The 26343-nt window shown below is 69.4% G+C and carries 26 protein-coding genes; 13 read left to right on the forward strand and 13 right to left on the reverse strand.

Annotation, left to right across the window (positions count from 1 at the left end; genetic code table 11):
• The first annotated feature begins 69 nt into the window (after positions 1-69).
• Complete coding sequence (locus ACIBQX_RS21475) at positions 70-516, forward strand: hypothetical protein (protein ID WP_397007056.1); 447 nt, start codon at positions 70-72, stop codon at positions 514-516.
• Positions 517-981: 465 nt separating this feature from the next.
• On the opposite strand, the gene ACIBQX_RS21480 is transcribed toward ACIBQX_RS21475, so the two are convergent.
• The 4 genes from ACIBQX_RS21480 to ACIBQX_RS21495 are packed head-to-tail and all read right to left on the reverse strand — an operon-like array spanning position 982 to position 5020.
• Complete coding sequence (locus ACIBQX_RS21480; RefSeq protein WP_397007058.1) at positions 982-2754, reverse strand: ABC transporter ATP-binding protein; 1773 nt, start codon at positions 2752-2754, stop codon at positions 982-984.
• A 54-nt stretch (positions 2755-2808) separates the two neighbouring features.
• Positions 2809-3570, reverse strand: a complete 762-nt coding sequence (locus ACIBQX_RS21485) for an ABC transporter permease (protein WP_397007060.1) — start codon at positions 3568-3570, stop codon at positions 2809-2811.
• Positions 3567-4316 carry an ABC transporter permease gene (locus tag ACIBQX_RS21490; RefSeq protein ID WP_397007062.1) on the reverse strand — a complete coding sequence of 250 codons (750 nt, stop codon included), beginning with the start codon at positions 4314-4316 and terminating at the stop codon, positions 3567-3569. The genes ACIBQX_RS21485 and ACIBQX_RS21490 overlap by 4 nt, the downstream gene beginning before the upstream one ends.
• On the reverse strand, positions 4313-5020 hold the full coding sequence (locus ACIBQX_RS21495) for an ABC transporter ATP-binding protein (protein ID WP_397007064.1): 708 nt from the start codon (positions 5018-5020) through the stop codon (positions 4313-4315). Before ACIBQX_RS21495 ends, ACIBQX_RS21490 begins: the two co-directional genes overlap by 4 nt.
• A gap of 133 nt (positions 5021-5153) precedes the next feature.
• Here ACIBQX_RS21495 and ACIBQX_RS21500 point away from each other — a divergent pair, with 133 nt between their 5' ends.
• Both ACIBQX_RS21500 and ACIBQX_RS21505 read left to right on the forward strand, forming a co-directional pair.
• Positions 5154-6008, forward strand: coding sequence for a sensor histidine kinase (locus tag ACIBQX_RS21500; RefSeq protein WP_397007066.1), 855 nt, complete (start codon positions 5154-5156; stop codon positions 6006-6008).
• 90 nt (positions 6009-6098) lie between these two features.
• The gene (locus tag ACIBQX_RS21505; protein ID WP_397007068.1) at positions 6099-6761 is read left to right on the forward strand and encodes a response regulator; all 663 of its coding nucleotides are present in this window, start codon (positions 6099-6101) and stop codon (positions 6759-6761) included.
• A gap of 51 nt (positions 6762-6812) precedes the next feature.
• Here the strand turns inward: ACIBQX_RS21505 and ACIBQX_RS21510 are convergent, their stop codons facing one another.
• The 4 genes from ACIBQX_RS21510 to ACIBQX_RS21525 all read right to left on the reverse strand — a co-directional run bounded on the left by ACIBQX_RS21510 (position 6813) and on the right by ACIBQX_RS21525 (position 9557).
• Positions 6813-7226 (reverse strand): lasso peptide biosynthesis B2 protein, encoded by a 414-nt coding sequence (locus ACIBQX_RS21510; protein ID WP_397007070.1) that lies wholly within the window; start codon positions 7224-7226, stop codon positions 6813-6815.
• 2 nt (positions 7227-7228) lie between these two features.
• Positions 7229-7501: a PqqD family peptide modification chaperone gene (locus tag ACIBQX_RS21515; RefSeq protein ID WP_397007072.1), complete on the reverse strand. Its 273-nt coding sequence runs from the start codon at positions 7499-7501 to the stop codon at positions 7229-7231.
• A 42-nt stretch (positions 7502-7543) separates the two neighbouring features.
• Entirely contained in the window at positions 7544-9319 is a 1776-nt protein-coding gene (locus ACIBQX_RS21520; protein ID WP_397007074.1) for an asparagine synthase-related protein, read from the reverse strand.
• Positions 9320-9431: 112 nt separating this feature from the next.
• On the reverse strand, positions 9432-9557 hold the full coding sequence (locus tag ACIBQX_RS21525) for a keywimysin-related RiPP (protein ID WP_397007076.1): 126 nt from the start codon (positions 9555-9557) through the stop codon (positions 9432-9434).
• Between the two features lie 825 nt (positions 9558-10382).
• Between ACIBQX_RS21525 and ACIBQX_RS21530 the strand changes: the two genes are divergently transcribed.
• Entirely contained in the window at positions 10383-10967 is a 585-nt protein-coding gene (locus tag ACIBQX_RS21530; RefSeq protein WP_397007078.1) for an LmbU family transcriptional regulator, read from the forward strand.
• A gap of 34 nt (positions 10968-11001) precedes the next feature.
• On the opposite strand, the gene ACIBQX_RS21535 is transcribed toward ACIBQX_RS21530, so the two are convergent.
• Both ACIBQX_RS21535 and ACIBQX_RS21540 read right to left on the reverse strand, forming a co-directional pair.
• Entirely contained in the window at positions 11002-12822 is a 1821-nt protein-coding gene (locus ACIBQX_RS21535) for an ABC transporter ATP-binding protein (protein ID WP_397007080.1), read from the reverse strand.
• Positions 12819-13688 carry a hypothetical protein gene (locus ACIBQX_RS21540; RefSeq protein WP_397007082.1) on the reverse strand — a complete coding sequence of 290 codons (870 nt, stop codon included), beginning with the start codon at positions 13686-13688 and terminating at the stop codon, positions 12819-12821. The genes ACIBQX_RS21535 and ACIBQX_RS21540 overlap by 4 nt, the downstream gene beginning before the upstream one ends.
• Positions 13689-14033: 345 nt before the next feature.
• Between ACIBQX_RS21540 and ACIBQX_RS21545 the strand changes: the two genes are divergently transcribed.
• The 5 genes from ACIBQX_RS21545 (at position 14034) to ACIBQX_RS21565 (ending at position 19619) form a co-directional block, all read left to right on the forward strand.
• On the forward strand, positions 14034-14240 hold the full coding sequence (locus tag ACIBQX_RS21545) for a mersacidin/lichenicidin family type 2 lantibiotic (RefSeq protein ID WP_397007084.1): 207 nt from the start codon (positions 14034-14036) through the stop codon (positions 14238-14240).
• A gap of 187 nt (positions 14241-14427) precedes the next feature.
• On the forward strand, positions 14428-17286 hold the full coding sequence (locus tag ACIBQX_RS21550; RefSeq protein WP_397007086.1) for a type 2 lanthipeptide synthetase LanM family protein: 2859 nt from the start codon (positions 14428-14430) through the stop codon (positions 17284-17286).
• 94 nt (positions 17287-17380) lie between these two features.
• Positions 17381-18088 carry an ATP-binding cassette domain-containing protein gene (locus ACIBQX_RS21555; RefSeq protein WP_397007830.1) on the forward strand — a complete coding sequence of 236 codons (708 nt, stop codon included), beginning with the start codon at positions 17381-17383 and terminating at the stop codon, positions 18086-18088.
• Positions 18085-18783: a hypothetical protein gene (locus ACIBQX_RS21560; protein WP_397007088.1), complete on the forward strand. Its 699-nt coding sequence runs from the start codon at positions 18085-18087 to the stop codon at positions 18781-18783. Before ACIBQX_RS21555 ends, ACIBQX_RS21560 begins: the two co-directional genes overlap by 4 nt.
• 47 nt (positions 18784-18830) lie before the next feature.
• Positions 18831-19619, forward strand: a complete 789-nt coding sequence (locus ACIBQX_RS21565) for a hypothetical protein (RefSeq protein ID WP_397007090.1) — start codon at positions 18831-18833, stop codon at positions 19617-19619.
• Between the two features lie 36 nt (positions 19620-19655).
• Here ACIBQX_RS21565 and ACIBQX_RS21570 read toward each other — a convergent pair whose 3' ends face one another.
• From ACIBQX_RS21570 to ACIBQX_RS21580, 3 genes are all read right to left on the reverse strand, one after another.
• Positions 19656-21218, reverse strand: coding sequence for an FAD-dependent oxidoreductase (locus ACIBQX_RS21570; protein ID WP_397007092.1), 1563 nt, complete (start codon positions 21216-21218; stop codon positions 19656-19658).
• 56 nt (positions 21219-21274) lie between these two features.
• Complete coding sequence (locus ACIBQX_RS21575) at positions 21275-21910, reverse strand: TetR family transcriptional regulator (protein ID WP_397007094.1); 636 nt, start codon at positions 21908-21910, stop codon at positions 21275-21277.
• A gap of 67 nt (positions 21911-21977) precedes the next feature.
• A complete protein-coding gene (locus ACIBQX_RS21580; protein ID WP_397007096.1) occupies positions 21978-22379 on the reverse strand; it encodes a nuclear transport factor 2 family protein in 402 nt (133 codons plus the stop codon).
• A gap of 87 nt (positions 22380-22466) precedes the next feature.
• Between ACIBQX_RS21580 and ACIBQX_RS21585 the strand changes: the two genes are divergently transcribed.
• Genes ACIBQX_RS21585 through ACIBQX_RS21600 form a run of 4 tightly spaced genes read left to right on the forward strand, consistent with a single transcriptional unit; the run spans position 22467 to position 26249 of the window.
• Positions 22467-23327: a helix-turn-helix domain-containing protein gene (locus ACIBQX_RS21585; protein ID WP_397007098.1), complete on the forward strand. Its 861-nt coding sequence runs from the start codon at positions 22467-22469 to the stop codon at positions 23325-23327.
• A 41-nt stretch (positions 23328-23368) separates the two neighbouring features.
• On the forward strand, positions 23369-24331 hold the full coding sequence (locus tag ACIBQX_RS21590; protein ID WP_397007100.1) for a hypothetical protein: 963 nt from the start codon (positions 23369-23371) through the stop codon (positions 24329-24331).
• A 14-nt stretch (positions 24332-24345) separates the two neighbouring features.
• The gene (locus ACIBQX_RS21595; RefSeq protein WP_397007102.1) at positions 24346-25611 is read left to right on the forward strand and encodes a sensor histidine kinase; all 1266 of its coding nucleotides are present in this window, start codon (positions 24346-24348) and stop codon (positions 25609-25611) included.
• Positions 25608-26249, forward strand: coding sequence for a response regulator (locus ACIBQX_RS21600; protein ID WP_397007104.1), 642 nt, complete (start codon positions 25608-25610; stop codon positions 26247-26249). The genes ACIBQX_RS21595 and ACIBQX_RS21600 overlap by 4 nt, the downstream gene beginning before the upstream one ends.
• Positions 26250-26343: the final 94 nt, after the last annotated feature.

Genomic DNA, 26343 nt, shown 5'->3' on the forward strand with positions numbered 1-26343 from the left:
GAGGAAGCTCGTCCGGTACGGGGAATCCGGCGTCCTTGTCCCGAGGGCGCCCACACAACGGAGGAAACTGTGCAAAACCTTCGCAAGCTGCTCGTAGGCACCGCCATCGCCGGTGCCCTCGCCACGGGGATCATCGCCGCTCCGGCCGCCTCGGCCGCGACGGCCACGACGGCGAGCACCTCGGTGGCCTCCCAGTCGTTCTCGGGCGGCTGGAAGTACTTCCACACCGGCGGCGGCGACGGCCGCATCGGGTACCAGTGGGGCCGGAAGGGGGGCCACTACTGGCTCGACTTCAAGCTGTGGGACCGTGACCGCCACGACCGCGGGTTCACCTATTTCGACATCTTCTACAAGCGAGACGGTGACTGGCACCACTACAAGCGCTACTCCACGAAGAGCTTCTTCGACAAGGGCAGCCCCATCGTCTTCCCGCGGAACGTGGACGACATCAGGTTCAAGGGCGGCTACGGCTGGAGCAACCACTACGGCTGGGGCGGCTACCACAACTACCGCTGATCGCCCCCTGGCCTAGCAAGGGCCGACAGCGGGGATGGACTGAGGGGGCGCTCCTTGAGGGGCGCCCCCTTTGCTGCCCGGCATTGAGGGTCACGGCGCCTCCGGTGGCGTCGATGGCGGGGCAGTGGGGTCCTGGCAGTGCAAGTGCCGTCCCTGTCGCGCTTGACGGAGACGGGCAGCCGGGGGATGCCCCGGTCCGCCGGTGCTGCCGACAGCGGCCCGAACGCCGCGTACGGCAGGCCGGTCATGGAGAATGCGGCGGACCCGCCACGGACGGGGTCGTCGATCGACCTCACCGTTTGTCGTTGACGCGGACCCGCTAAGCGTGGTGGTAGCCGAGCCCGCTGAGGATCGAGCCTACGCCATCGTCTCGATCGTCGTCGCGCGCCTTCCCGCCCGGCTCTCCTTCGTAGGGTGGTAGGCATGCCGAAGTCGCGGGGCCTGGATCGCCTGCCAACTCGTGGATCAGTCGACAAGTAGCTGGTTGTGTGCGAGCTCCCGGTAAAGCGGGCTTTCCTTGATCAGGTCGTCGTGGCTGCCCTGTGCCAGGACCCGCCCCTCGTCGAAGACGATGATGAAGTCGGCGTCCCGTACGGTGGCGAGACGGTGGGCCACGATCACGAGGGTGCAGTCGTTCGCCGCCGAGGCGATCACCTGGCGGACGAGCGCCTCGGTCCGGCCGTCGAGATTCGCCGTCGACTCGTCGAGGAGGAGGAGCCGGGGCCGTGCGAGCAGTGCGCGTCCGATGGCGAGCCGCTGACGCTCTCCGCCCGACAGCGTTGCGCCCAGTTCGCCGACTGGCGTGTCCAGCCCAGCTGTCGACTCCCGGACCTTGGCCCCGAGCTCCAGGGCGTCCAGCATGTCCCAGCAGTCGGCATCGGTCGCCTGCGGCGCGATGAGCATGAGGTTGTCGCGGATCGTCCCCGGTAAGACCGGTGAGTCCTGCTCGACGTAGGCCACCCGGTCACGTACGACTTCGTGTGGGAGCTGTGCCGTGTCCATTCCGTCGATGAGGATCTGGCCGGAGGTCACCTCGTAGAAGCGCACGATCAAGCTGAGCGTGGTGGTCTTGCCGGCCCCGGAAGGACCGACCAGAGCGACTCGCTGGCCTGGTTCGACATGGAAGGACACGTCCGAAAGGGTGCCCTGCCGTACGGAGCCGTTGGGCGCCGTGTCCCCGTAGTCGAAGCAGACGTTCCTGAAGGTCGTGCTCGCCGCGCCGTCGCGCCGTTCGGATGGCCGCGTTACCGGTCGGCCCATCGACTCGCCCGGGAGTTCGGTGATCTCCCGGATGCGGTCGATCGCGCCCATCGAGGAGCCGAGAGTCCCCAGAGCGGAGAAGATCTGCCCGAGCGGCGCGATCAGCAGGAACACGTACATGAGGAACGACACCATGTCGCCGATGGCGAGCTGGCCCGCCGCGACCCGGAAACCGCCCACCCCCAGCACGACCAGCACGGCGGCCTGCATGGTCAGAAGTGACATCGGCTCCAGGAACGAGGTGATCCTCGCGACCCGCAGCCCCGCCTTGCGCGCGTCGTCGGCGATGCCGACGATCGCCTTCTCCTCGGTGTCCGTCACGTTCCCGGCGCGAATGGTCCTGATGCCGACGATCGCCCTGTCCAGCGCCGATGCCAGCCGGCCGACACTTCCCTGCAGGTCCCGGCTCGCCTTTCTGACCGCGAGCGACATCCCCGTGGTGATCACCGCGAAGAGGGCGGCGATGCCCAGGGTGAGTCCGAAGAGCAAGGCGTCGAGCAGCAGCAGCGCGACCAGCGCCCCGGCCATCGTCATGATCCCGCCCGCGCCCGCAAGGATCCCCTGGGTCAATGCCAGCCGGATGACGGTCGTGTCGTTGGCGACGCGAGACACCAGGTCTCCGCTGCGGCGCTCGTCGAACTCGCGGATCGGCAGCCGCAGCAATGAGCGGATCAGCTTTCGCCGGGCGTTGAAGACGATGCCCTCCCCCATGCGGTAGAGGAGGTACTGCTGCAGTGCGCTGAGGAGTCCTGTCGCCAGGAGCAGGGCGCACGCCACCAGCACATGCGGGGACAGGTTTCCGCCGCCGCCGGTGCTGCTCACCTGATTCACCAGCTGGTTGACGATGATGGGAAGCAGCAGCGACGCGGATGCCCCCAGCAGGCTGACCACGATCGCCGCCGCGAGCAGCCGGCCGTTGCCTTTCAGCAGGCCCAGCAGCTCACGGGACGACGAACGGACCACGCTGTCACGTCCCATACTGACCATCCGATCTGTTGGTTCGGTCGCTGCATGCGGAATGAGGACGACGCCTCAGGCGTCCCGTCGGCGATATCCGAGCACGGCACCGGCGATCAGGAGGACGGTCCACGCCGCGAGCAGTAACGCGCCCTGCGCCGGTGTCACCGCGCTCGTGCTGTCGGCCACCGGGAACCACATGGCGAACCCGGCTGTGTCCGGGAGATACCTCGCCGCGTCGGCTTGATCGCGCAGGAGCGGCCCGACGATGAAGAAGTACCCCAACAGGACGACCACCGCCGCGAGAGTCCGCCGCACCAGGGCGCCGACGGCCGCGCTGATCAACGTCATGAAGGCGAGATACGCGGTCGCCCCGGTGAGGACACGCGCGACATGGCCCGGGGTCGTGGGCACGGCCGTGTCACCGAGCACAACGGTCGTGAGCACGACTCCGGACGCGGCCGTGACCGCGGCTGCGGGAAGCACGACGATCGCCAGCGCGAGGTGCTTGGCGGTGAGCTGGAGGCCCCGGCGCGGCATCGCGATCAGTGTGGTGCGGATCTGCCCGCCGGAGTATTCCGAGCAGGTGGCCAGGACGCCGAGGATGACGAAGCCGGCTTGGGCGTAACTGATCGAGGCGAGTCCGATGTCGGTGGCGCGGTTCGTACCGGTCGAGCCGCTGAGCCCGGCAGCCGTGAAGGCGGCCGCGAGGATCAGGTTGACGGCCAGGGTGCCTGCGAGCGTGAGCCAGGTCGCCGGCAGGGACCTGAGTTTCGACAGCTCCGCCGCGAGTGCCTGAGCCGCTTCCCGGCCACGGGCGCGCGTCGCAGTGCTCATGCGTCCCTCCGGGTGAACGTGATGCCGGCGATCACGAGCAGCGCGGCCACCCAGGCGCTCATGACCAGGCATCCGACGAGCGGGCTGATCTCGACGCCGGTGTCGTCGAGCTCCCGGATGAACATCCGCACTCCGGCCATGTCAGGCAGATAGTTGGCCAGTGGCGTGATCCTGGTGAGCAGATAGGTGACGGTCACGACCGAGGTGTTCGCGATGAGCACCGCGAGCGGAATGACCCCATGGCGGGTGAGCACGGTGATCCCGAAGGCGAGGAGCGCGGTGAACACCCAGTAGCAGACCACACCGGCCAGTCGCGGGACATCGTCCGCCCCCAGTGCCGGGGCGTGCGCGCCGAGCACCACCTGGACGACGCCCATGGTGGCCACCGCGGCGACGATAGCGAGCAGCGCGCCGGTGATGGCGATGGCGGACATCTTGGCGTACAGGAACCTGAGGCGGGAGGGGACCGCGGTCAGACTGGTGGTGATCTGACGGCCGCCGCCGGACTCGGCGCTCTCGGTGAAGTATTCGCTGCTGATGCCGACGACGCCGAGGATGATCACTCCCACCACGCCGAAGGCCAGCTCCCGATAGCCGGTGTCGATCCCGGCCGCCGTCTCGCCGCCCCGGGCCGAGAAGGAGGTGATCGCGGCGACCGCGCTCGGCACGAGCACGCCGGTCGCCGCGGCGAGCCACACCGTCGGCAGCGAGGCGAGCTTGGAGATCTCCGCCGTGAGCGCCCTCATCGTGCTCCGCCACCGGCGGTGAGGGCGAAGAACGCGTCCTCGAGAGTGCGGTGTGAGCCGGTGACCTCGCCGAGGGTGCCGTCGGCCACGATCCGGCCCTCGTTGATGACCACGACGTCGTCCACCGTCTCCGCCAGCTCTCCCATCAGGTGGCTGGAGAGCAGCACGGTCCGGCCGGCGGCGGCCCGCTCGCGGAGGAAGGTCCGGATCCACCGGATGCCGTCCGGGTCCAGCCCGTTGACCGGCTCGTCCAGGATCAGGATCCGGGGGTCGCCGAGCAGTGCCGTCGCCAGCCCGAGGCGGCACCCCATGCCCATCGAGTAGCCGCCGACCCGCTTGGACGCGGCGTCCGTCAGCCCGGCGACCTCCAGCACCTCGTCGACACGTGACCGTGGCAACCCCGCGGAGCGGGCCACCCACCGCAGGTGCGCCCTGCCCGTCCGCGCCCGGTGCGCGCCGGAGCCGTCCAGCATGGCGCCGACCGTGGCGAGCGGGTCACGCAGCTCGGCGAACGGGACCCCGTCGATGAGCGCGGTGCCGGCGGTCGCCCGGTCCAGGCCCAGCAGGATGCGCAGCGTGGAACTCTTGCCCGCCCCGTTGGGGCCGAGGAATCCGGTCACCCGTCCGGGGCGGGCCCGGAAGGTGATGCCGGTCAGGATCTCTTTGGAGCCTCGCCGCTTGACGAGATCGTCGATCGTGAGCACGTGACAAGGGAATCGGAACCACGGCCTCGGGCGCATCGGCCCAGGGTCCGGACTTCGTCCGCGCAACTCGGACCCCGGTCTCTCAGACCCTGGGCTGATGCGCCATTCGCGGGCGACTCCTTAGAATCACAGCGTGGAGGTCGACGAGGCACTTCCGAGACGCGGGCGGCTGGTCTGGCCGCTGGCCATCACCGTTCACATCGTGCTCCTGCTCGCCCTCCTCACTGTCACCGACGGCGGCAGCGCCGCGGTCGCCGGCCCGGTCATCATCGCGGTTCTGGCCTTGACGGCCACTGTGTGGGCGGTGTTCAGCGCACGCCGCCAGCGGATCGCGTACGAAGCGCGGCTGACGGCCTGGGCCGGCGCGTGCGCGACGCAGGCCGAACGGCTCCGGATCGCCCGCGAGCTGCATGACATCGTCTCCCACGGCCTCGGCCTGATCACCGTCCGGGCGAGCGCGGCCCGCCACCTCGGCGCGGCGGACGACAGCGCCGCGGCGCTGTCGGATGTCGAGCGCATCGGACGGCAGACCACGACGGAGCTACGCCGCATGCTCAACGTGCTGCGTGACTCATCCGACGCCTCAGCGCCACTGCGGCCCGCGGAGACCTTCCATGACCTGCCGGCCATCGTCGAGGACGCCGAGCGGGCGGGCCCGATCGTCACTCTCAGGCTCGACGAGGTCGACGACGTCAGCCCCGGAGCGCAGCTCGCGGTCTGTTCCGTCGTGCGCGAAGCCCTCACCAACACCGCCCGGCACGCCGGGCCCACCGGCGCGAGCGTGTGCGTCCGCCGCGACGGCGACTGGATAGTCACCAGCGTCCATGACGAAGGTCCCGTGCCCGGATGGACCCCTCACCCGGGCGCGGGGCACGGGATCGAAGGCCTCCGGGAGCGCGTCACCGCCATCGGCGGCACCTTCCGGGCCGAGCACGTCGAGAACGGGTTCCGCGTCACCGCCCGCATCCCCGAGACGAGGCCGTCATGAACGCCATCCACGCCGGCGCCCGCATCCCCGAGACCACGCCGTCATGAACATCATCCACGCCGGCGCCCGCACCCCCGAGACCACGCCGTCATGAACGCCATCTGCGTCGTCATCGCCGACGACCAGCCGTTGCTGCGCCACAGCCTCGCCGCGGTCATCAACGCCCATGACGGTATGACGGTGGTCGGCGAGGCGGGCACCGGCGACGAGGCGGTCAGGCTCAACGCCGAGCTGCGTCCTGACGTCGTTCTCATGGACATTCGCATGCCGGGCACCGACGGCATCGCGGCCACCCGCCGCATCGTCGCCGACGTGGGCGGCGGATCGGTGAAGGTCATCGTGCTCACCATGTTCGAGCTCGACGAGTACGTACGCGCCGCCCTCCAGGCCGGCGCCAGCGGCTTCCTCCTCAAGGACGCCCACCCTGACCAGCTCCTGGACGCGATCCGCCGAGTGCACGAAGGTGAGTCGCTGTTCGCGCCGAGCGTCCTCACCCGCCTCATCGAGGCCTACATCGCCAAGCCCACGGGCGAGAGGCCGGCGAGCCTGGCGGCTCTCACCGAGCGGGAGACCGAGGTCCTCGCCCTGGTCGGCCGCGGACTCTCCAACAGCGAGATCGCGACGGGACTCAAGATCTCGATCAAGACCGTGAAGACGCATGTCGGCAACCTGCTGAGCAAACTGCAGGCCCGAGATCGCGCCCACCTCGTCATCGCGGCCTACGAGAGCAACCTCGTCGAGCAGACCCGCTGAACCCGCCTGAGCTGATGGACGGCCACGACTGAGGCTCACGGAACGGCGCCTTCACCCGGGCTTCACCGGCCGGGGCCGTACGCGTGCCGCGTGCACGACCTGGTAGGTCGACACCTTGCCGGGCTCACCGATGGGCAGACCGTCCACCTCCACCCAGGCGTGCGCGGTGAAGGGGTGCAGAGCGAATCCGGCGCACCAGTCGGGGACGCTCCCCCGGAGTCGACACAAGATCACCACCGCGACCGAACGCTGGAGGCACCCTTGGCCCGCACAGCGCCGGCTCAGCGCGCAGACCAGGTCGCGCGCCTCGCCGGCGTCCCTCGCCGAGGCGTGGACGGCACCTCGGCAGAAACGCGACAGCACGGCGGCGAGACGATCCGGCGAAAGCATGATCAGCATCCGTGCGACGGCGATGGCCACCCGCGCCTGAACGCGGTATCCGAGGGGATGAACCGTTGTCGACACGGTCAGTCCATGGAATCGGCGACGATGAGCCTGGATTCGACCAGGGCTCCCACCAGCTGGTCCACGTCCGCTTTCACCCGATCGCGATCGATGTCATGAGCCTGGGTGACCGCGTCGATCACCTCGCCGACTTTGCCGCCGTCAAGCAGCTGTTTCAGCATGAGAAGCGCAGTGCCGTTGATCCGCCAGTATGCCGCGTCACGTCCGGTCCCGACCAGGACCGCCTGCCCGTCGACTTCCCGAAGCACAACGCCCTTGTTCAAGCGAATGGCCACGTCGTTTCCTTTCCTGGGTCGAGAGAAATGGTTCACCGGCGATCAATCCACCGCACGCAGCCATCGCTCCGAGGTGACCAATTTCTCCAGCTCCAGCAGCCCGATGTCGGATGCCGGGGGTTCAAGGAGGGCCGGTTCGATCTGGTCGCGCTCCACGAGTCCACGCTCCACCAGGCGGCTGTCCCTGAATTCGGTGAGGAGCCGATCCCGACGGTTTCTGTGCTCGGCGTAGATATCCGAGGTGAAGTCTCCTCGTCCTCTCTTGTCATAGAAGCCGGAGGGCGCGATGCGATTCAACGCGGCGGCCAGCAGTGGTTTGTCCACAGAGTCGCTCAGCCGCGCGGAGGCCGGGGCCCGGAGCACCGCGCGCACGACCCGGATGTCGGTGAAGGGGGCGCACCAGCGAACGTCGTGCTGCCGATAGACCTCGGCGAACTGGCGGAGGATCTTCCCCTGAAAGGCGATCGACTCCACGGTCTGGTGGGCGAGCGGATCGCGCCCCAACGGCTCCGGCGTCGACTTCGCCACGTCGGAGAAGGCCTCGACGATCAGGTTCTTCGCCTTCGTCGTGATCCAGTGAGGGAGGACCACCGGCGGGAACCACGAGTACGCGTCCTCGGGCCGGGCGGGGATGTCGCGCTCGATCGATCGGGCGACGCGGGCGAAGTAGCGCCGGTAGCTCTCGCGGGCCATGGCACCCCTGAGGAGTGGGGCCAGGTGCCGTTTCTGACCGAGCTGGAAACCCCGCATCCATCGCAGTGCCGCCCTCGGGCTCTCTCGCCAGAGGGACCGGAACAGGCCGGGAACCAGGTCGAAGAGCTCGTCGCCGCCGAGTCCTGTGAAGTGAACGTGGGCACCCGTCCGGCCGACTTCGTCCATCAAGAGGTCCAGGTAGCCGCGGGAGGCGGCCCAGACGAGCGGACCTTCGGAGACGGACGCCGGGTTCGGGTCGGGGTCCAGGTCGAATGCGGTGCTCTGGTCGGCGAGCGGCGGGAATTCGTGCAAGGGCAGCCCGAACTCCCGCGCGACCTCGCGGGCGCGAGTCGTCTCGTCATTCCAGGAGCTCATGGACGAGGTTCTGTAGGTGGTGAACTCGACGCCCAGGTCCGCGAGCAGAAAGCACAGGCTGGTCGAGTCCAGGCCGCCCGACAGATCCGCGCTGACGCGCCTGCCACTGTCGCGGACGGCTTCGCGGAGCACTTCCCGCAGGGACGCGCGAACCGCTTCGGTCGACGACGCGAAATCTTCGCCGGAAGCCGGAGGAGACCACCATCGAACCGATCGGGCGGACCCCTGAGCATCGATCCTCAGCCACTCACCGATGCCCACCGAGGACACGCCCTGCCACGGTGTCCGCGACGCGAACGCGTGGATGGGCAGGGACTTCACCAGGGAGAGGGCGAGCCAGCGCTCGTCGACCGGGGGTCGCGCCACCTCCCGCAGCACCTGGGGGCTGTTCGAGGCGAGGGCGACGCCGTCGACCACGGCCCACATGAGCTGCCGCTCGGTGCTCAGCGAGCCTTGCAGACGCTGCTGCCCCTGGGCCGAGGCGAGAACGAAGCTGCCGGAATCGGCGATGTCGTCGTCACGCGTGCCGGACGCGAGACCTTCGGCCGCGGGGAGCGCCTGCTCGCTCGCGCCAGGCACGGCGATCCGCGTACCGTCCGACAAGTCCCGGACGATCCAGCCCGACAGGTGGTCCGTGAGGATCCAGGGCTTACCCGAAGGGTGCCGGATGATGTGCGGATCCACGCCCCAGCCGAGCCGGTCGGCGAAGCGCTGATCGACGTCTCGGTCCGGCAAGGTCAAGAACTTCACGTGACGTCACCTAATCGTTGATGTGCGAGTCTCACGCGGCCGGCGAATTGAGGCGGGGAAACAGTGTGGGTGAGGCGAGGTGACTCGCCTCACCCACACTGGGGATCGCGCCTTACGGGGCGATGAACGTGCGTCCACCGAAGATGTCGCGGTAGTCCCACCAGGGGTAACCGTTGGTCACCTCGCGGAAACCGCCGACCTTCTCCAGGACCGGAGCGACGTAAGCCTGCTTCGTCATGTCTTTCACCTCCTCCTCATGGGCCGACCCCACAGCCCAGGCGCAGCCACGCCTGCTGAAGCCGCAATGGGAAACGGTTTCGAACCCGTGGGGTCGCGACGTCACGCTAACACGACATTTGGCAGTCAAGGCGAATTAAAACTAATGGCCGACGGGCCGTTGACTGCCATTGATTCACGCCGAAACAAATGACATCTCGCCCGCGCGAATATCACAGCACGCCCGACCTGTCAGCCCTTGACAATAAGGAAGGAATTCCCATGGCACGCCTGATCACGGTAGCGGTCTTTCCACATACATGCCGCGATGAAAGGCCTGTGGCTTGACAGGGCGAGCCCACGCTGCTCCTGCGCCCACGCTGGTTCCCGGCCTCTCAGCCGTGCCGTCGACAGCGGCGACGTCTACCATGTCAAAGGTTGACATCGTAAGACATGGATAGAAATTATACGAGGCGTGTTTGCTGACTTCCGTTCGCAGAAGGCCCACTCAGGAGAGCCGGCAGGTGATCGATTCGCTCTTTGCCGCCGACATATCTTCAGCACGCGAAACGCGACGGGTCACACAAAGGCGTATCCGACCCAAGCATGAATGACTACACACGGTGACGGTTTTCGGGGAGCGGGGCGGAGCTCTCCCGCACTCCATGGTCGTGGCCGGCAGAGGCCGGCCCAAACGCACAAGCATCGGAGCCGAGGCCGGGCAGGCGTCGGCTCTCTTCTACGGGGTTTCGAAACCAGGGGATGATGCTCAATGGCGATGCCGATTTTCGATGCTGTCCCAGCGCAGGGAGACACGCGTGACACCACCCGCCGGGATGGTGGCTGCATGCGCACGCACCCTTCGCAGGAAAGATTGGGGCTCGGCTCACACGTACAGGCCAAGAGGCTCGGGCTGCGGCTTCCCGAGGACATGTCATTCGAATCGTGGCAGCGAATCGGCGACCAGCTCTGTGTGATCGCCGACTCCTCCACCTGGTGGTTGGGCGATTGGCTCGTCTACGGGGAGGAGTCCTTTCCCGACCGGTACCGGATTGCCCTCGCCAAGACCTCGCTGTCGTACAAGACACTTCGTAATTACGCGTGGGTGGCCCGCAAGTTTCCGGTGTCCCGTCGACGGGACAAGCTGAGTCTGCAGCATCACGCCGAAGTGGCCGCCCTTCCTGAGGCCGAGCAGGAGATCTGGCTCTCGCGCGCGGAGCGCGAAGGCTGGCCCCAGAGCAGGTTACGCAGGGAGATCCAGGCAGGCCGCGCGCAGATCAAGGAAACGGACGAGGCCAGCGTGACGATCTCCGTCGAGGTCTCCTCCGCGCAGGAACAGCGCTGGAACACCGCGGCGCGGGACGCGGCCATTCCGCTGCCTGAGTGGATCGCGCGCACCCTCGACGAAGCCACGGTGCGCGTCGGCCGTTAGGTCGTCCGCCGCCGGGGCGGTCCCCCGGCGGCGTTCAGGCGTGGCCCGGCGCGGTGGGGCTCAGGTACCCGGCGGCCTGCAACGTGTACATCTCGGCGTACAAGCCTTTGTCCGCCATGAGGCTTTCGTGCGTGCCCCGCTCCAGGATGCGCCCGTCCTTGAACACGAGGATCTGGTCGGCGTGCCGGACATTGGAGAAGCGGTGCGAGACCACGATCGCGGTACGCCCGCGCAGCAGCCTCCGCAGGTTCGCCAGCAGTTCGTGATCCGCCTGTGGGTCCAGCGCCGACGTCGGCTCGTCCATGATGACCAGGTGCCGGTCGCGGTAGAAGGCACGGGCGATGGCCAGACGTTGCCGCTCGCCGCCCGACAGCGCGCTGCCGCCGCCGAACTCGGGGCCGAGCGGGGTCTCGTACCCGTCCGGCAGCCTGTCGATGACGCTGCGGACGCCCGCCTGCTCGGCGGCCGCGCCGATCTCCGCCTGCCCGGCGGTCCGGTTCACGTCTCCCAGTCGTACGTTCTCGCCAGCGGAGAAGTGGTAGGTCATGTGGTCTTGGAAGACGGTCGTCACCTGGTCGCGCAGCCCGTCACGGGACAGCGTCGCGGTGTCGGCGTCGTTCCACAGCACCTTGCCGGATGACGGCTCGTACAGGAAGGCGAGGATCTTCGCCAGCGTCGTCTTGCCCGACCCGTTCTGACCGACGAACGCGACGAGCTGGCCGGCCGGGATCGTCACGTTGACGTCACGCAACGCGGGGCGGGTGGACTCGGGGTAAGCGAAGGACACATCCCGCACGATCAGCTCGCGCAGGGGGCCGGGCCGCTCGCCCTGGCTTCTGGTCAGGCTCCTGTGGCTGAGCTGGGTGTAGAAGGCGCGCTGGTCGTCGAGGAACAGCCCGGCCTCCGACAGCTCGGCCATGGGACCGCCCATGCCGGCCATCGCGCCGGCCAGTCTGCTCACACCGAGCACGGTGGTGAGCATCGTGGCCGTGTCCATCGCCCCGGTGGCGTAGAACCAGGCCAGAACGCTCACGATCACGCACAGGATCAGGCCGAACACGAGCAGCCCCAGCAACTGTCTCCACCACTGTCCGCGCAGCGTTTCGCGGAGTTCGGTGTACCGGCGGCGCGTCAGCTGGTCGTACCTCTCCGCGAAGTGCTCCGTCAGCCGGAAGGAGCGCACCTCCGCGGCGGCCTCGCGCCCGGTGATCAGCATGCCGACGTACCTGCGCATCCGCTCCAGCGGGGTCATCCGGGTGAAGAACGTGAAGCGGTCGCCGGCGAGCTTGGAGCTGACGATCAGGATCGGCGCCGCAGCGACGGCCATGACGGGCAGCAACCAGGGCTCCAGCGCGACGAGCAGCAGGGTGAAGCCGGTGGCCTGGAAGGCGGAGGCCACCAGTCCGTTGACCCCTCTGACCACCTGCCGCGGCTTGGCGTCGGCGGTCTCCTCGGCCCGGCTGATGCGGTCGTGCACCTGCGGCTGGTCGAAGTCGGCCAGGTCGAGCAGCGCGATCGCGGCGTGCATCCTGCGGCCACTGAACTGGCGCACCCGTTCGACGAGCAGCTCGTTCAGCGTGTGGCGCAGGTTGGCGAGCAGGAGCGTGAGGAGGGTGACGAGGACGGCGCCCGCGAGCCACGGAACAAGTGACCGGGTCGTCTGCTCGGGGCCACCGGGGACCTGCAGGAAGACGCCCATGCCGGCGCGGAACAGCAGCAACATGCCGACGCCGAGCAGCCCTTCGACGGCCGGAAGCAGGATCACCGCCACGGAGAACAACCGCGGGTCCGCCTGCCTGCTGAGCTTGAGGGCGGCCATGACGGTGGCGGCCGTGCCCGAAGGGGAGGCCGTCATCGGCGCTCGTATCCGAGCTGATCGAGCAGGTCCCCCTGGCGGCGCTCGAAGGCCCGCACGTTGGCCTCGGAGAACGCGGCCCGCCAAGCGCCCGCCCGGCCGTCGCGGAAGGTGAAGGAGTCCCGGTTGAACAATGACTTGGCCAACGTCGCCGGATCCGCCTCGGCGTCCAGGAACGCGACCACCCGGGCGACCGTCGCCTCCTGCAGCTCGGCGCTCCCGCCGCCGTCGGGGCCGATCAGGTCTTCGAAGGAGACCTTGCACACCGCGGGGTGCGCGACCAGCCAGCGGCTGCTGCGGAGCTCGCCGAGGCCGGGGAAGCGGTCGTCGTGCAGCGCGTAGGAGAGCTGCTCGTCGAGACCCTCCAGGGAGCGCAGGATGTCGCTGTAGAGGCCGAACCGGACCAGTTTGCCGATGCCCTGAGGGCGCGCGTCGGTAAGGAACCGCACCATGGAGAGAAGGCTGTCGCGCGGGTCGCGGTACAGGAACAGGATGCGCGGCTCCCCGGTGGTGCGCCAGTCGTTGACGAACTTGCCGTAGACGCGCGAGAGATCCATCTCATGCACGAACCAGCAGGTGTTCGGCGGGGTGTCGGAGAAGGTGCGGGTGGCGGTGCGCCACAGGGTCTGCGCGACGAGCTCGCTGAGCATCGTCTCGTGCGGGTAGCGCGAGGCCAGCGGAACGCCCAGCCGGTGGAGCCAGGCCCACATCACCGATGTCCGCGCCACGTCCACCAGCCCCGCGAAGCGCTCGGGATCGTCGGCGACCCGCATCCGCAGCAACTCCTCGTGGGAGTAAACCTGGGAGAGGAGATTCCACGAGGTGTCCTCATCAAGCGCCGTCCGTTCGCCGGGTGCTGTTTTCACCTCTCCTTGGAGGCCGTATCCGAGAGCGCGCATTAATTCCTTGATGACATGGGTGCCCGCTTTGGGCGGCGATACCACGATGACCCTGGGGGCGCAACCCACGGAAATCTCCCTTCGGCGCCGGACTTCAGCAATATCACGGGTGCCGCCGGCCTCGAAAGGGCGCCGGGTAATGGAAATATCTCAGGACGCGATACTCCATCTACTCCGCCGCCGTCAAATTCCGGGGAGGTGAACGGAAGGCTGCTTTCCGGAACTCACCGTGACGAGCCGTTGAACGCCTTGCCGGAATAAGGGTTTCGATGTGATAGTCCGGAATGACCACTCAAGAAGGAGGAAACGAACATGATCGATGTCGCCAAGGCGTGGAAGGACCCGGCGTTCACCGCGACGCTGACCGCGGAGCAGGTGTCCGCGCTTCCCGCCAACCCGGCCGGTGACCTGGTGGAGGTCGCCGACTTCGCCGCCGACGGCCAGGTTCAGCCCATCATGCTGTCCTGGGTCCCGTGCTGGGTGACCTGGAGCAGCGACACGGAGTGCTGCGCCTACTGACGATGCGCGGAGACACTCGAGCGGGCGTCCGCGATGCGCGGATGCCCGCGCCTCGCCACCTGTCCGTCCAGGCTCTCCGAGCTTTCTCAGATGCGGGGTCAGAATGGCGCCTGAGCATGCCATGGATTCATTACTCCGATTTCCCGGAGACCTTCTCGATGCCGCCGGCGCCGATCTCGCCGAACGAGTGAGATCCCGTCTCGGCCCCGCCGCCGATTCCCGGGACATCGAGTCGCTCCTCCAACACCTCATCTCGGCGCCGCCCCGCCGCGCACTCGCCAGGACCATTCTCAGGGTCCTCGTGCTGGAGCTCAATGTGCACCGGGTCGAAGAACTCCTGCCCGGCGCCACACCCGCCGAACGCTTCAATTCCTTCCTGCGGCTGTTGGCGGAGACGGACCTCACCGAGCGCATTTGGCGCGACTATCCGGTGATGCTCGGTGAATGCCGCCGGTTGCTCTCCCACTGGGTGAGCGCGCGGTACGCGTTCGCCGAGCACCTCCTGGCGGACATCGGCCGTCTGCGGGACCTTGGCGTCCCTGCCGGCATCCGCGAGATCGACGAGCTGTCCTTCGAGGCCGGCGACGGCCACGAAGGCGGCCGTACGGTGGCGATCGTCGGCTTCGGCGCGCGGGGCGTGGTGTACAAACCGAGGGCGGTGTCGATGGAGGCCCGCTTCCAGCCCCTGGTCGAGTGGGTGAACGAGAAAGGGTTCGCACCACGGTTACGCACGATGGGCGTCCTCGACCGCGGTGACCATGGATGGCTGGAGCGCGTGCACAGCGGCCCGTGCGACACGCCCGCCGCGGTCGACCGGTTCTATCGCCGGCAGGGCGGCTATCTGGCCCTGTTGCACGCGCTCCAAGCACGGGACCTGCACATGGACAACATCATCGCGGCCGGTGAGCACCCCTTCTATGTCGATCTCGAGTGCCTGTTCACCGGCGAGCTGAGACCCGCACCGGCCGACTCGGCCGGAGACGAGGCCCTGATGCGCGGCCTGTTCAACGCGACCGTGCTCGCGGTGGGGATGCTGCCCTTCTCCCGGCCCCGGACGGACGCGGCCGGCAGGCAGACGCGCGCGGACGCCAGCGGGCTCAACGGCGGCGGGCAGCGGTCGGGCGCGGACGAGATGCCGGTCTGGGTGGACGTCGGCACCGACACGATGCGGCTGACGCACGCTCGCGCCCCCGTCCCGCCGTCGGCGAACCTGCCGCGGCTCGGTGGCGAGGTACGGCCGTTCGACGACCACCTCGACGTCTTCCTGTCGGGCTTCGAGCACATGTACGAGCTCATCCGCGAGAACGCCGGGGAACTGCTCGCCGAGGACGGCCCCCTGCAGTCCTTCCGAGGCGCCCGATCCCGTCACGTCCTGGGCGCGACGCAGACGTACAACGCCTTCCTCTGGTCGAGCTACCATCCGCATCTCCTGCGCGGCGCCGAGCAGCGGGACGGGTACCTCGACCGGGCCCTGTCCCGTCATCAAGGGCTTGCCCTGGGGGCGGAGATCGCAGCGGCCGAGCGCGCACAGCTCGCCGCCGGTGACATCCCGGTGTTCGTGGCGGAGTCGGACGGAACCCGCCTGATCGGCGGTGACGGACGGGTGATGCCCGGCGCGCTCGGTCACGACGGGATGAGCGCCGTACGCGAGCGCATCACCGGCTTCGGCGACGACGACCTCCGGCGTCAGCGCTGGGTCATCGAATCCGCGGCGGCCACGGCGGCCACGGCGGTTCCCGATGATCCGCATGCCACCCAGGTCCACCGGAGAACGGGCCCTCGGGAGGCGTTCGACAGCGGGACGCTCACCGGGCACGCCGTCGACGTCGGCGACGAGCTGATCCGGTCCGCGCTGCGGCACAGGGGGAGGATCGGCTGGCTCGGCCTCTCCGCCACGGGCGACGAGGGCTGGCAGATCGTCCCGACGGGGCTGGACCTGTACTCCGGTGACAGCGGCATCGGACTGTTCTTCGCCTACCTGGCGCGCGTGTCAGGCGAGGAGCGGTTCCACGAACTGGCACGGGACATCTCCCATGGCGTGGCGGACCGGATGAGACGGGCGATCTCAGTCCTGCGCCGCGACGGACGCGGCAATGCCCTCCTCGCCCTCGGCATGTCAGGCGGCCTTACCGGTTCGATCTACTTTCTGACGCATTGGGCGGCTCTCACCGCGGACACCACTCCCCTCGGCGACCTGCTGGACGAGATCGCCCCGCACATGGAGAAGATCTACCGGGCCGACGACGCGCTCGACGTCATCGGCGGCGCCGCCGGGCACATCCTCGCTCTCTGCGCGGCCTGGCGGGTCTCCCCTTCCGGAGAACTCGCCGGGCTGATCAGCCGGATGAGCACCCAGCTGGCCGGACGCGGCGTCCGCGACGGCGACCGGGTCAGCTGGCCGACGGCACCCTTCGGCGGCCTCGCGCTGAGTGGCTTCGCGCATGGCGCGTCCGGCGTCGCACTGGCCCTGGCCAGGGCGGCGCAGGTGACCGGTGACGACGCGCTCCTCGACACCGTACGGTCCGCGCTGCGTTTCGAGCGGTCGCTGCGCGACGAGCACGGCCGGGCCTGGCCGGATCTGCGGCCCGGCATCCCCTGGGAGACGATGGTCGCCTGGTGCCACGGAGCGCCGGGAGGCGGCCTCGCCCGGCTGGCACTGGCGGACATGCCGGGCGCCGACACCGACACCGACGCCGACCTCGACCTCGCGGCGTCCATGACCATGGACTACTACGAGACGGCGGTATCCCCTTACCCGGTGCGCAATCTGTCACTTTGCCATGGCGAGCTGGGAAATGTGGATTTTCTCTGGTCGGTCGCCCGGAGAACCGGCGAATATCGCGTCCGCCGGGTTGCGGAAAACGTCACGTCCGCGGTCCTGTCCGTACAGCGGAATTATGGCTGGATCTGCGGCGTTCCGCGCGGTCTGCGTACTCCTGGTTTGCTGCTGGGGCTGGCCGGCATAGGGCTCGGTTATCTGCGTGTCGCCCATCCGGCGCTGGTCCCGTGCGTGCTGACGCTCGACGCCCCGGAAAGGCGCGCGTGATACGGTGCGCATCGCATACCGGAGCACTCTCCATGGAGGTCGGCAGGTGCGGCTGCGGAACGTCGCCTATCGTTATCGACGCAGCGGCCCGTGGGTGCTCCGCGGCGTAGACGTGGATCTGCCATTAGGTCAGATAATCGAGGTGACCGGAGCGAATGGCGTCGGTAAATCGACGCTGCTGCGGCTGGTCGCCGGATTGGCGCGGCCGTCAGGCGGCGAAATAGCACAGCGGCCGGATACCGTTGGTTACGCACCCGAGCGTTTTCCCACCGGGCTTTCCTTCACCGTCCGGGAATATCTCGAACACGTCTGCCGCGTCCGACGGATACGTTCCGCCCAGCGGAGCGGCGTGATCGGAGCCTGGCTGGAGCGCCTGCGGTGCGAGCACCTGGCAGCCACCCGGCTCCGCGACCTGTCCAAGGGCAGCGCGCAGAAGGTCGGGCTGATCCAGGCGTTCGTAGCCGAGCCGGCGCTTCTCGTCCTCGACGAGCCGTTCGCCGGGCTTGACGCGGCCGCCATGAACGCGGTCTCCGGCGCGGTGGCGAAGGCGGCGGAGCAGGGCAGCGGCGTCATCGTGAGCGACCATCAGAACTATCTCAGGGGGATAGACCTGGGACAGCGGTGGGAGGTCGGCGGCGGCACCGTCTCCGTGTCGGCGGACCCGCCCCCGCACCGCGAGGAGAGGCCGAGCGTGATCCTGCGGGTGCGGGTCGACCCCAGGGACGCCGACACCACTGCCGATCAGCTGCGCGAGCTGGGTTATGACGTGGAGATCGGCGGGGCGGCGGAGGTCGGCACGTGAGCGTCACGGCCCTGAGCTGGTTCTATGTCAGAGCGTACGGTAACTCCTACCGATTCGTTCAGCCGCTCGTTCCCACGCTGATCCTGCTGGCGATCCTGTCCGGCGCGCCGCCGAACACGCCGGGCGCCGCCCAGGGCGCGGTCCTGGAGACTCTGGGATATCTCAGCATCTTCATGATCCCGGTCTGGGCGTGGGCGGCCCGCCAGGTCCTCGACACCGAGCCCGACACCCATCGGCTGGTGTCGGCCACGATGGTGCGCTCCCGCGCCGCCCTCCTGGCCGGCCGCCTGCTGGCCGGTTACGGGGTGAGCCTGCTGTTCTCGGTGGTCGTCCTGCTGCCGCCGCTGTGGATGACCGTCCAGGCGGGCGTCGACCCGCGCGCCCTGCTCGGCGGGGTGGTGCTGCTGGTCGTCGAACCGGCCGTCGCGCTCGTGCTCGCCATCCTGACCAGCCGCGCGCTCGTTCCGTCCACCGGCAGATCCACCCTGCTGTTCCTGGGGGCGCTCCTGCTGGCCGGCCGGCTGGACGCCGTCGAGGAACCCCGGTTCGGCCCGCCGATCCTGTCCGGAGCCGCCGCGGCCAACGAAGGGCTGGACGCGCTGCTCGCCGCGCTCCCCGGCATCACGCTGCGCTGCCTGGCCTGGGCCGCCGTGGGAATCGCCGGGTACGCGTTCCTGCGTCGCCATCGCGAATGACGTGCCCCATCAACCCTTGGGACAATCACCGGAAGAATGAGGTAGGAATGCGCCAGCCCAGCCGTCGCGCCCTTCTGAGGGCCTCCGTGGTGACACTAGGAGCTCTCGGGACAGGCCTTTCGACGACCGCTCCGGCGTTCGCCGGAGGTTACCGCCCGCAGCCGCACGATCCCGAATTCCCGGACGTCGAGGGAATGCGCGGCGACCGCCGGGCGAACGAGTTGTGGTACACCTACGAAAACGTCTTCCAATATCAGGCGACCGCCGAGATCATCGAGGCGTACACCGCCATCGGGGCAGTCGCCGGCGGCTCTCCCGAAAAGCTTTATCCCCTCTATCAGCGGCATCGCCAGGCGGGCACGTATCCCGACGGCTTCATCGCCGAGATGGCGCCTGCCAGGGACGCCTTCGCCTATCTGTCGCGTTTACAGCTCGACATCTACCACCGTTTCTACGGGCATGACAGGCGCGGGCTCACGGCGGCGTTCGTCTGGTTCGGAGAGGGCGTCCTGTTCGATCCGCGCATGCCGTACGGGTCGCGTACGCACATGATGAACGTCCGGCCCGGCCAGCCGCCGCAGAACTGGCACGCCTGGCACCCGATCGTCAGGGCCACGGTGTTCCTCGGGATCGACGTACGTCGGTGGATTGAATTGAACCGTCTTGTCGGAATCGGCTGGACGATACAGTCGATCACCAAGCCGGCCGCCGGGGCCGACAATCCTTACCTGGACGACAGGAGCGTCCGCGACGTGGTGAAGATGTGGCGTCACGCGTCTCCGGCGGAGATGGACGACATGTTCGACAATTTCCCGTATCCGCCCGGCATTTCGTGATCGCTCGGGGGTCGGCCGGGCGATCGTAGGCACGCGTCAGGCTCGGGCCGGTTCGACGGCGCCGAGCCACCGCTGCAAGGCTGCCCGGAGCGCTGCCAGCTCCGCAGGATCCGGCCGAGGTGAGGCCGATGCCCAGGCCACGTAGCAGTCCGGCCGAAGGAGCAGGGCCGTGGGCGCGTGGGGCTGGGGTCGGGCGGTGACGATCTCGACGCGGTCCCCCACCGGGGCGAGCGTCTCCGCGAGCGACGCGTCCTCGGTCAGGTCCAGCAGCAGCGGGCGCGCGGTTCTGGTCAGCTCGGCCAGCCGGACCGGCCCGGCCGAGGTACGCAGCTCCAGGTCCGGGGCGAACCGGCCGACCAGCGGGTGCGCCTCGGGCCCGCCCATGTCGTAGCGGACGTCGGCGCCCGCGGTGAGCTCGGCCAGGCGTCGTACGGTGTCCGGGTCGCGGAGCAGTTCGGTGAACAGTTCGCGCAGCCCGGTGACGTCGCCGCCGGGGGCGATCAGGGCCGACTGCGCCTGCGCGTTCAGGACCATGCGCTCGGCGGCTGATCGCCGCTCGGTCTCGTAGCTGTCCAGCAGTCCGGGCGGGGCGCTGCCCCGGATCTCGGCGGCGAGCTTCCAGCCGAGGTTGACCGAGTCCTGCAGGCCGAGGTTGAGGCCGGGGCCGCCTCCCGTGGCGGCGTACACATGGGCGGCGTCACCGATCAGGAACACCCGGCCGTCGGCGAACCGTTCGGCGATCCGGGTGTTACCGCCGGTCAGCCGGCGCAGCGCGTGCGGCCCTGCGCCGTCGGGCGGACCGAGGGGCACGTCGACGCCGAGCACGCGGCGGATGCTCGCCCGTACCTCATCGAGGCTCATCGGGGCGTCGGTCGCGGGCTGGTCCCACTCCGTGACGCTGATCAGCGGCGGGTGGCCCGGCATCGGCGCGTAGGAGAACCCGCCGTGCTCGGTGCGGTGCGGCAGGAACGGCAGGACGGCGCCATGACCGGGCACGTTCAGCGCACCGGTCACGGGATCGACCCAGTCCGCCGGGACCGTCGCGTGCGCCGAGCGGAGGGTCATCCGGTCGTAGGTGACGCCGGGGAACCCGATGCCGGAGAGCTTGCGCGTGGTGCTGTGGGCTCCGTCCGCGCCGATCAGGTACCGGGCCCGCAGCTGGTACGCCTCGCCCGGACCCGTGACGTCGACGGTGACCGCGTCGTCGTCCTGCGACAGGCCGACCACCTCGTGGCCCCGCCGGATCTCCACGCCCAGCTCGATGGCGCGCTCCTCAAGGACCTGGACCAAGCGGCGCTGCGGCACCGGCAGGGTGTGGATCGGGCTGTCCTCCAGCAGGCTCAGGTCCAGGCCCAGCGCGCCGAACATGAAGTACGCGGAGTTCGGCCGCGGTGGCGACGGGCTGCCGCCGAGTCGTTCGTACAGCCCGCGGCGGTCGATCATGATCACGACCTGGCCCAGCAGTCCGTTGGCCTTCGGCTCCTCGCTCGGCTCCGGCAGCCGCTCCAGCACGATCGGCCGGACTCCTGCCAGGCTCAGCTCGCAGGCCATCATCAGCCCGTTAGGACCGCCGCCGGCGATGACGACATCTCTGATCATCGGTGTTTCCTTCGTTCGCACGTTCTCAGGGGACGGGGTGAGCCGGCTCAGCCGGCTCAGGGGGCGGGAAGGCCCGCGGTGAGCCGGTCGAACACCTCGCGCAGCAGCGGCCCGAGCGGCGTCGGCCGGTCGGCGCTCAGGCAGTGCTCCACGGCCACGGCGCTGCCCGCGCCGACCACCGCCGCGACCAGCTTCGGGTAGACGTCATGGGTCACGTCGGTGCCGGTGCGCTCGGCGATCGCCTTGGCCAGCTCGTCCCGGGCGGCCACGTCCGCCTTGAGGACCTCGCCCTGCAGCGCCGGCTCGGCCAGCAGGAGCCGGAGCGCGTCCTGCCGGCGCCGGTCGGGGGGAGACCCGCCACCGGCACCCTCACCGTCGCCCTCGCCCGGTGCGAGCTGGGCCTGCACCGCGCTCACGATCGAGTCCCACAGAGGCTCGTCGACCGGCCGCGCTCGCAGCTCGTCGGCGATCCGCAGCGCCCGCTCCAGGTGGCCGGCGGCGACCGCCTCGGCCTTGTTGGAGAAGTAGTTACGGAAGGTGCGCACGGACACGTTCGCCGCCTCGGCGATCTCCTCCACGGTCACGTTGCTCAGCCCGCGCTCAAGGCACAGGCGGATCGTGGCCCGGCTCAGCGCGGCGCGGGTCTCCCGCTTCTTGCGCTCCCGCAGCCCGATGTCGACATTTCCCGTCATGTCCCCCACCATAACGGATCTTGCCGAAAATGCAAAAATTCCTTTTCGGCAAGATCCTTGGACGGGGTCAGCGCTCGGCGGGCTCCCACCACGTCAGATGGGCGGCCGCCTGGGACACCGGCTCGATGATCTCCCACGCCTCGGCGATCAGCCCGTCGTCGAGCCGCCAGATGTCGACGACCACGATCCCCGGCTCGGCGCCGGGCAGCCAACGCCGTGAGCGCATCATCACGTGATCACCGTCGGCGAGCACGTGCCCGATCTCGACCTGCATGCCGGCGAGCGGGATGAGCGCGGCCCCTACGGCGGCGAGCCATTCCGCCTTGGTCGAGGAGGAATCCGGCCGGTGATGGACGAAATCGTCGCTCAACAACGGCGCGAGCGCATCGACGTCGCCCGTCGCGACGAGTGCGGTCAGCGCTCGCTGGACGATGCTCTTGTTGTCCGTGGTCATGTTCTTCGCAGTCATGCGGAGCAGTGTTCCCGCCGTCGCGACGGCTGTCGATGAACTCGCATGTCATGGCGTCCCGCTCGCCGAGGAGTAGCATCGGCGGCCATGCACACGGTGGGGGAACTGCTGCGGCAGTGGCGGCATCGCCGGGGGCTCAGCCAGCTCGATCTCGCGATCGCCGCCGACGTCTCGGCTCGTCACGTCAGCCTGGTGGAGACCGGCAAGTCCAACCCGAGCGCCGACATGATCCTCCGGCTGGCCGATCAGCTCGCCGTGCCGTTACGCGAGCGCAACCGGCTGTTGCTCGCCGCCGGCTTCGCACCCCGCTACGCCGAACGGCCGCTCGACGGGGACGCGCTGTCGGCCGCCTGGGACGCGATCGCCAAGGTGCTGCGCGCGCACGAGCCGTACCCGGCGCTGGTCATCGATCGCCGCTGGAACCTCGTGATGACCAACCGCGCCATCGACCCGTTCCTCGCGGACGTCGATCCCGACCTGCTCCGGCCGCCGATCAACCTGGTGCGGCTCGGACTGGACCCGCGCGGGCTCGCCTCCCGGATCGTCAACCTGGCCGAGGTGCGTTCGGTGCTCCGCACGCGGATCACACGCCAGCTCGCCACGGCTCCCGACCTCGAGCTCACCACGCTCTACGAGGAGTTCCTCGCACCCGGCTCCGACGACGCGAGCCAGCCGATCGAGTCCGAGATCGCGGTCCCGATGATCTTTCGCTTCGGCGACCGAGAACTCCGGCTGTTCTCGACCACCACCACGTTCGGCACCCCGATGGACATCACCCTGGACGAGGTCTCGATCGAGTCGTACTACCCGACGGACGCGGAGAGCGCCGCCTACTTCACCGGATCCGTGCTGCCGGCGTCCACCGCGCGGACCCGGCGTCACGACCTCCGGAGGACCCGGCCGAGACCTGGTGACGATGTGCGGGGCACCGCCTCGGCGGCAGATTGAGCCGGGTGAACACCTCTCATCCACGAATCCGCCGTACGGTCGTGATCATCTCTGTCTGGTCGGCGAGCTATCTGGTCCTCGCCCTTCTCTGGGCTCTCGGAGCGCCCGGATACCCCTTCGACGCCGGTCGCGCGGGCGCGGGCGACACGCTGCTCGACCCTCATCCGGCGGCGGTCGGCGGGAGTGTGCTGGCGGTGGCGGCGCTGGTGGCCGGCGTCGTCGCCGCGCTCGCCGCCGGGGGCCGGCTCAACCGGGCCGCCGCCGTCGTGGCCGTGGTGACCGGCGTCGGCCTGGCGGTGCTGCTGCCCGACGTACGCGTCATGATGACCGCCGGGTACCTGCCGGTGATGCTCGCCGCCGCGCTGGCCGGCCAGGTCGAGTTCTCGATGATCGCGTCCATGCTGACCTGGCCGAGCGTCAACCTGCTGATCCTGATGGCGGCCGGCGTCAGCCTGATGGTCCTGGGGACGCGCGCGTTGCTCGCGGGACAGGGGCGGCCCGGCAGCGCCGCGGGCGCGCTCCGGGCCGGGCGCTACGCGGTCGCCGTCGCGGTCGCCGTCCCCGTCGTGTACGCCGTCACCCGCTTCGGCTGGCTGCTGGGCGTTCCCGTGGGCGTCAGCGACGAGTTCCTCGCCTACATCGCCGAGATCACCCCGATCGGCGCCGGTCTCAGCGCACTCGGCCTCCTCGGCGCGGTCCTGACCGTCGGCCTGATCCGGCCATGGGGCGAGACCTGGCCGCGCTGGGTGCCGTTCCTGCGCGGGCGGCCGATTCCGGCCCGCCTCCCAGCCGGTTCGGCACTGGCCGTATCCCTCCCGATCACGTCCGCCGGGCTGATGTACGTACGCAAGAAGGTCAGCGGCGAGCAGGTCGGCCCGGCCGGGGCCGGCGAGGAGCTGGGCGCCTGGCTGCCGGAGATGTTGTGGCCGCTGTGGGGCGCGGCCCTGGCGGTGGCCGCCCTGGCGTACCTCGCCCGCCGCCGGAGCCTCGCTGACGGGGGCTGACCATAATGTCAGGTGTGGAAGAGTCCCCGTCTCCGGCCGAGGCCGCGGTGGATTCGTTTCTCAGCCGGCATCCGGTGAGCGGCGACGCCGTGCTCGCCGTCCTGCTCGCCCTGCCCCTGGGCCTGGTCTCGGTCGGCCTGCTCCGGGCCTCGGACAGCCCGCTGCCTCTTCGCCTGCTCGCGGGGCTCGGGCTGCTGGTGCTGCACGGCTGCGTGGTTCCGCGCCGGCTGCGCCCGCGGACCGCGTACGGCCTGGCCGCCGCGGCGATGCTGCTGCTGGTGCTGCTGCCGCCCCTGCACGACCCGGCCGGCGCCTACTATCCGGCGGTGCTGCTGCCGAGCTCGCTGGTCTTCGGGCTGCTGCTCTATACGGTGTCCGGCCGGCTCGATCTCCTGCCCGGCCTGGCCTGCCTGGGCGTCGCCCTGGCCGGGGTGGTCCTGGTCGTGGCCCGGTTCTGGGATCCGGCCTCGTGGGGAGGCTCGTCGGGCGGCTACGACCTGGTCCCCTGGCGGATCGGGCTGTCGACCGGTCTGGTCGCCGTGACCGCGTGCCTCTGGTCGCTGGGCCGCCTCAGCCGGGTGCGGACGTTGTTCCTGGCCGAGCTCAGGGCGAAGGCGGAGCGGGCCGAGGCCGACCGCGCACGGGAGCGGGCGGACGCGACGCGGGCGGAGCGCGACCGGATCAGCCGCGAGATGCACGACGTGGTGTCCCACTCGCTCGCCGTCATGGTCAGCCAGGCGGAGGGCGGCAGGCTGTCCGATCCGGACGCACCAGGGGCGGGCGTGTTCGCCACCATCGCCGGCGTCGGGCGCGACGCCCTGCGCGACATGCGCGGGCTCCTGGGCGTGCTGCGCGCCGACGGCGGCACCGCGCCGCAACCGGGCCTCGGTGACCTCTCCGACCTGCTCGACCAGGTGCGCGGTACGGGCGTCCGCGTCGCCGTACAGGAGGTCGGGGAGGCCAGGCCGCTGCGGCCGGCCGTCGACCTGACCGCCTATCGCGTCATCCAGGAGGGGCTGACCAACGTGATCAAGCACGCGGGGGCGACGGCCACGGCCGACATGACGCTCGCGTGGCGCCCGGACGGACTGCACATCACCATCGCGGACGACGGCGCCGGGCCGGCCGTGGAAGAGGCCGGTGTCGGGCTGACCGGGATGCGCGAACGTCTCAGCATGGTGGGCGGCACCCTGGAGACCGGCGGGCGGCCCGGCGCGGGCTTCCTACTGTCGGCCGCCCTGCCCTATGAGCCGAGGAGTCTCCCATCATCAGGATCATGATCGTCGACGATCAGGAGCTGCTGCGCAACGGCCTGACCATGGTCGTCAGGTCCCAGCCCGACATGGAGGTGGTCGCCGAGGCCGGTGACGGGCTGGAGGCCCTGAAGGCGCTGGAGGCGCGGCGCGTCGACGTGGTGGTGATGGACATCCGCATGCCCCGGATGGACGGGGTCACCGCCACCAGGGAGATCCAGCGGCTGGACGACCCGCCGAAGGTGCTGGCGCTGACCACATTCGACCTCGACGAGCACGCCTTGGCGGCGCTTCGCGCCGGTGCGAGCGGGTTCATGCTGAAGGACGCGTCCGGGGAGGAGATCATCGCCGCGATCCGGCACGTGCACCGGGGCGACTCGATCATCGCGCCCGCCACGACCCGGCGGCTCATCGGGCAGCTCGTGGCCAGGGCGGGCAGCGACCCGGACGCCGTGCTCAAGGCGCTCACCCAGCGTGAGCGCGAGGTCTTCCTCGGCCTGGCCCGGGGCGCCTCCAACGCCGAGATCGGGGCCGACCTGTTCCTGTCGGAGACCACGGTCAAGACGCATGTCGGGCGCATCCTGACGAAGTTCGGGCTGCGTGACCGGGTGCAGGCGGTGGTCCTGGCCTACGAGTCGGGTGTCGTCACTCCAGGTGAGCGTTAGACGCTCTGGGGCCCGTTGGCCGATAAACGAGCATAAATGGCAGTTATCGATCTTCACATGCGGCCGGGTGGACTCCAAGGTGAAGAAATCCCAC

It is taken from the genome of Nonomuraea sp. NPDC049714 (assembly GCF_044465295.1).
GTDB lineage: Bacteria > Actinomycetota > Actinomycetes > Streptosporangiales > Streptosporangiaceae > Nonomuraea.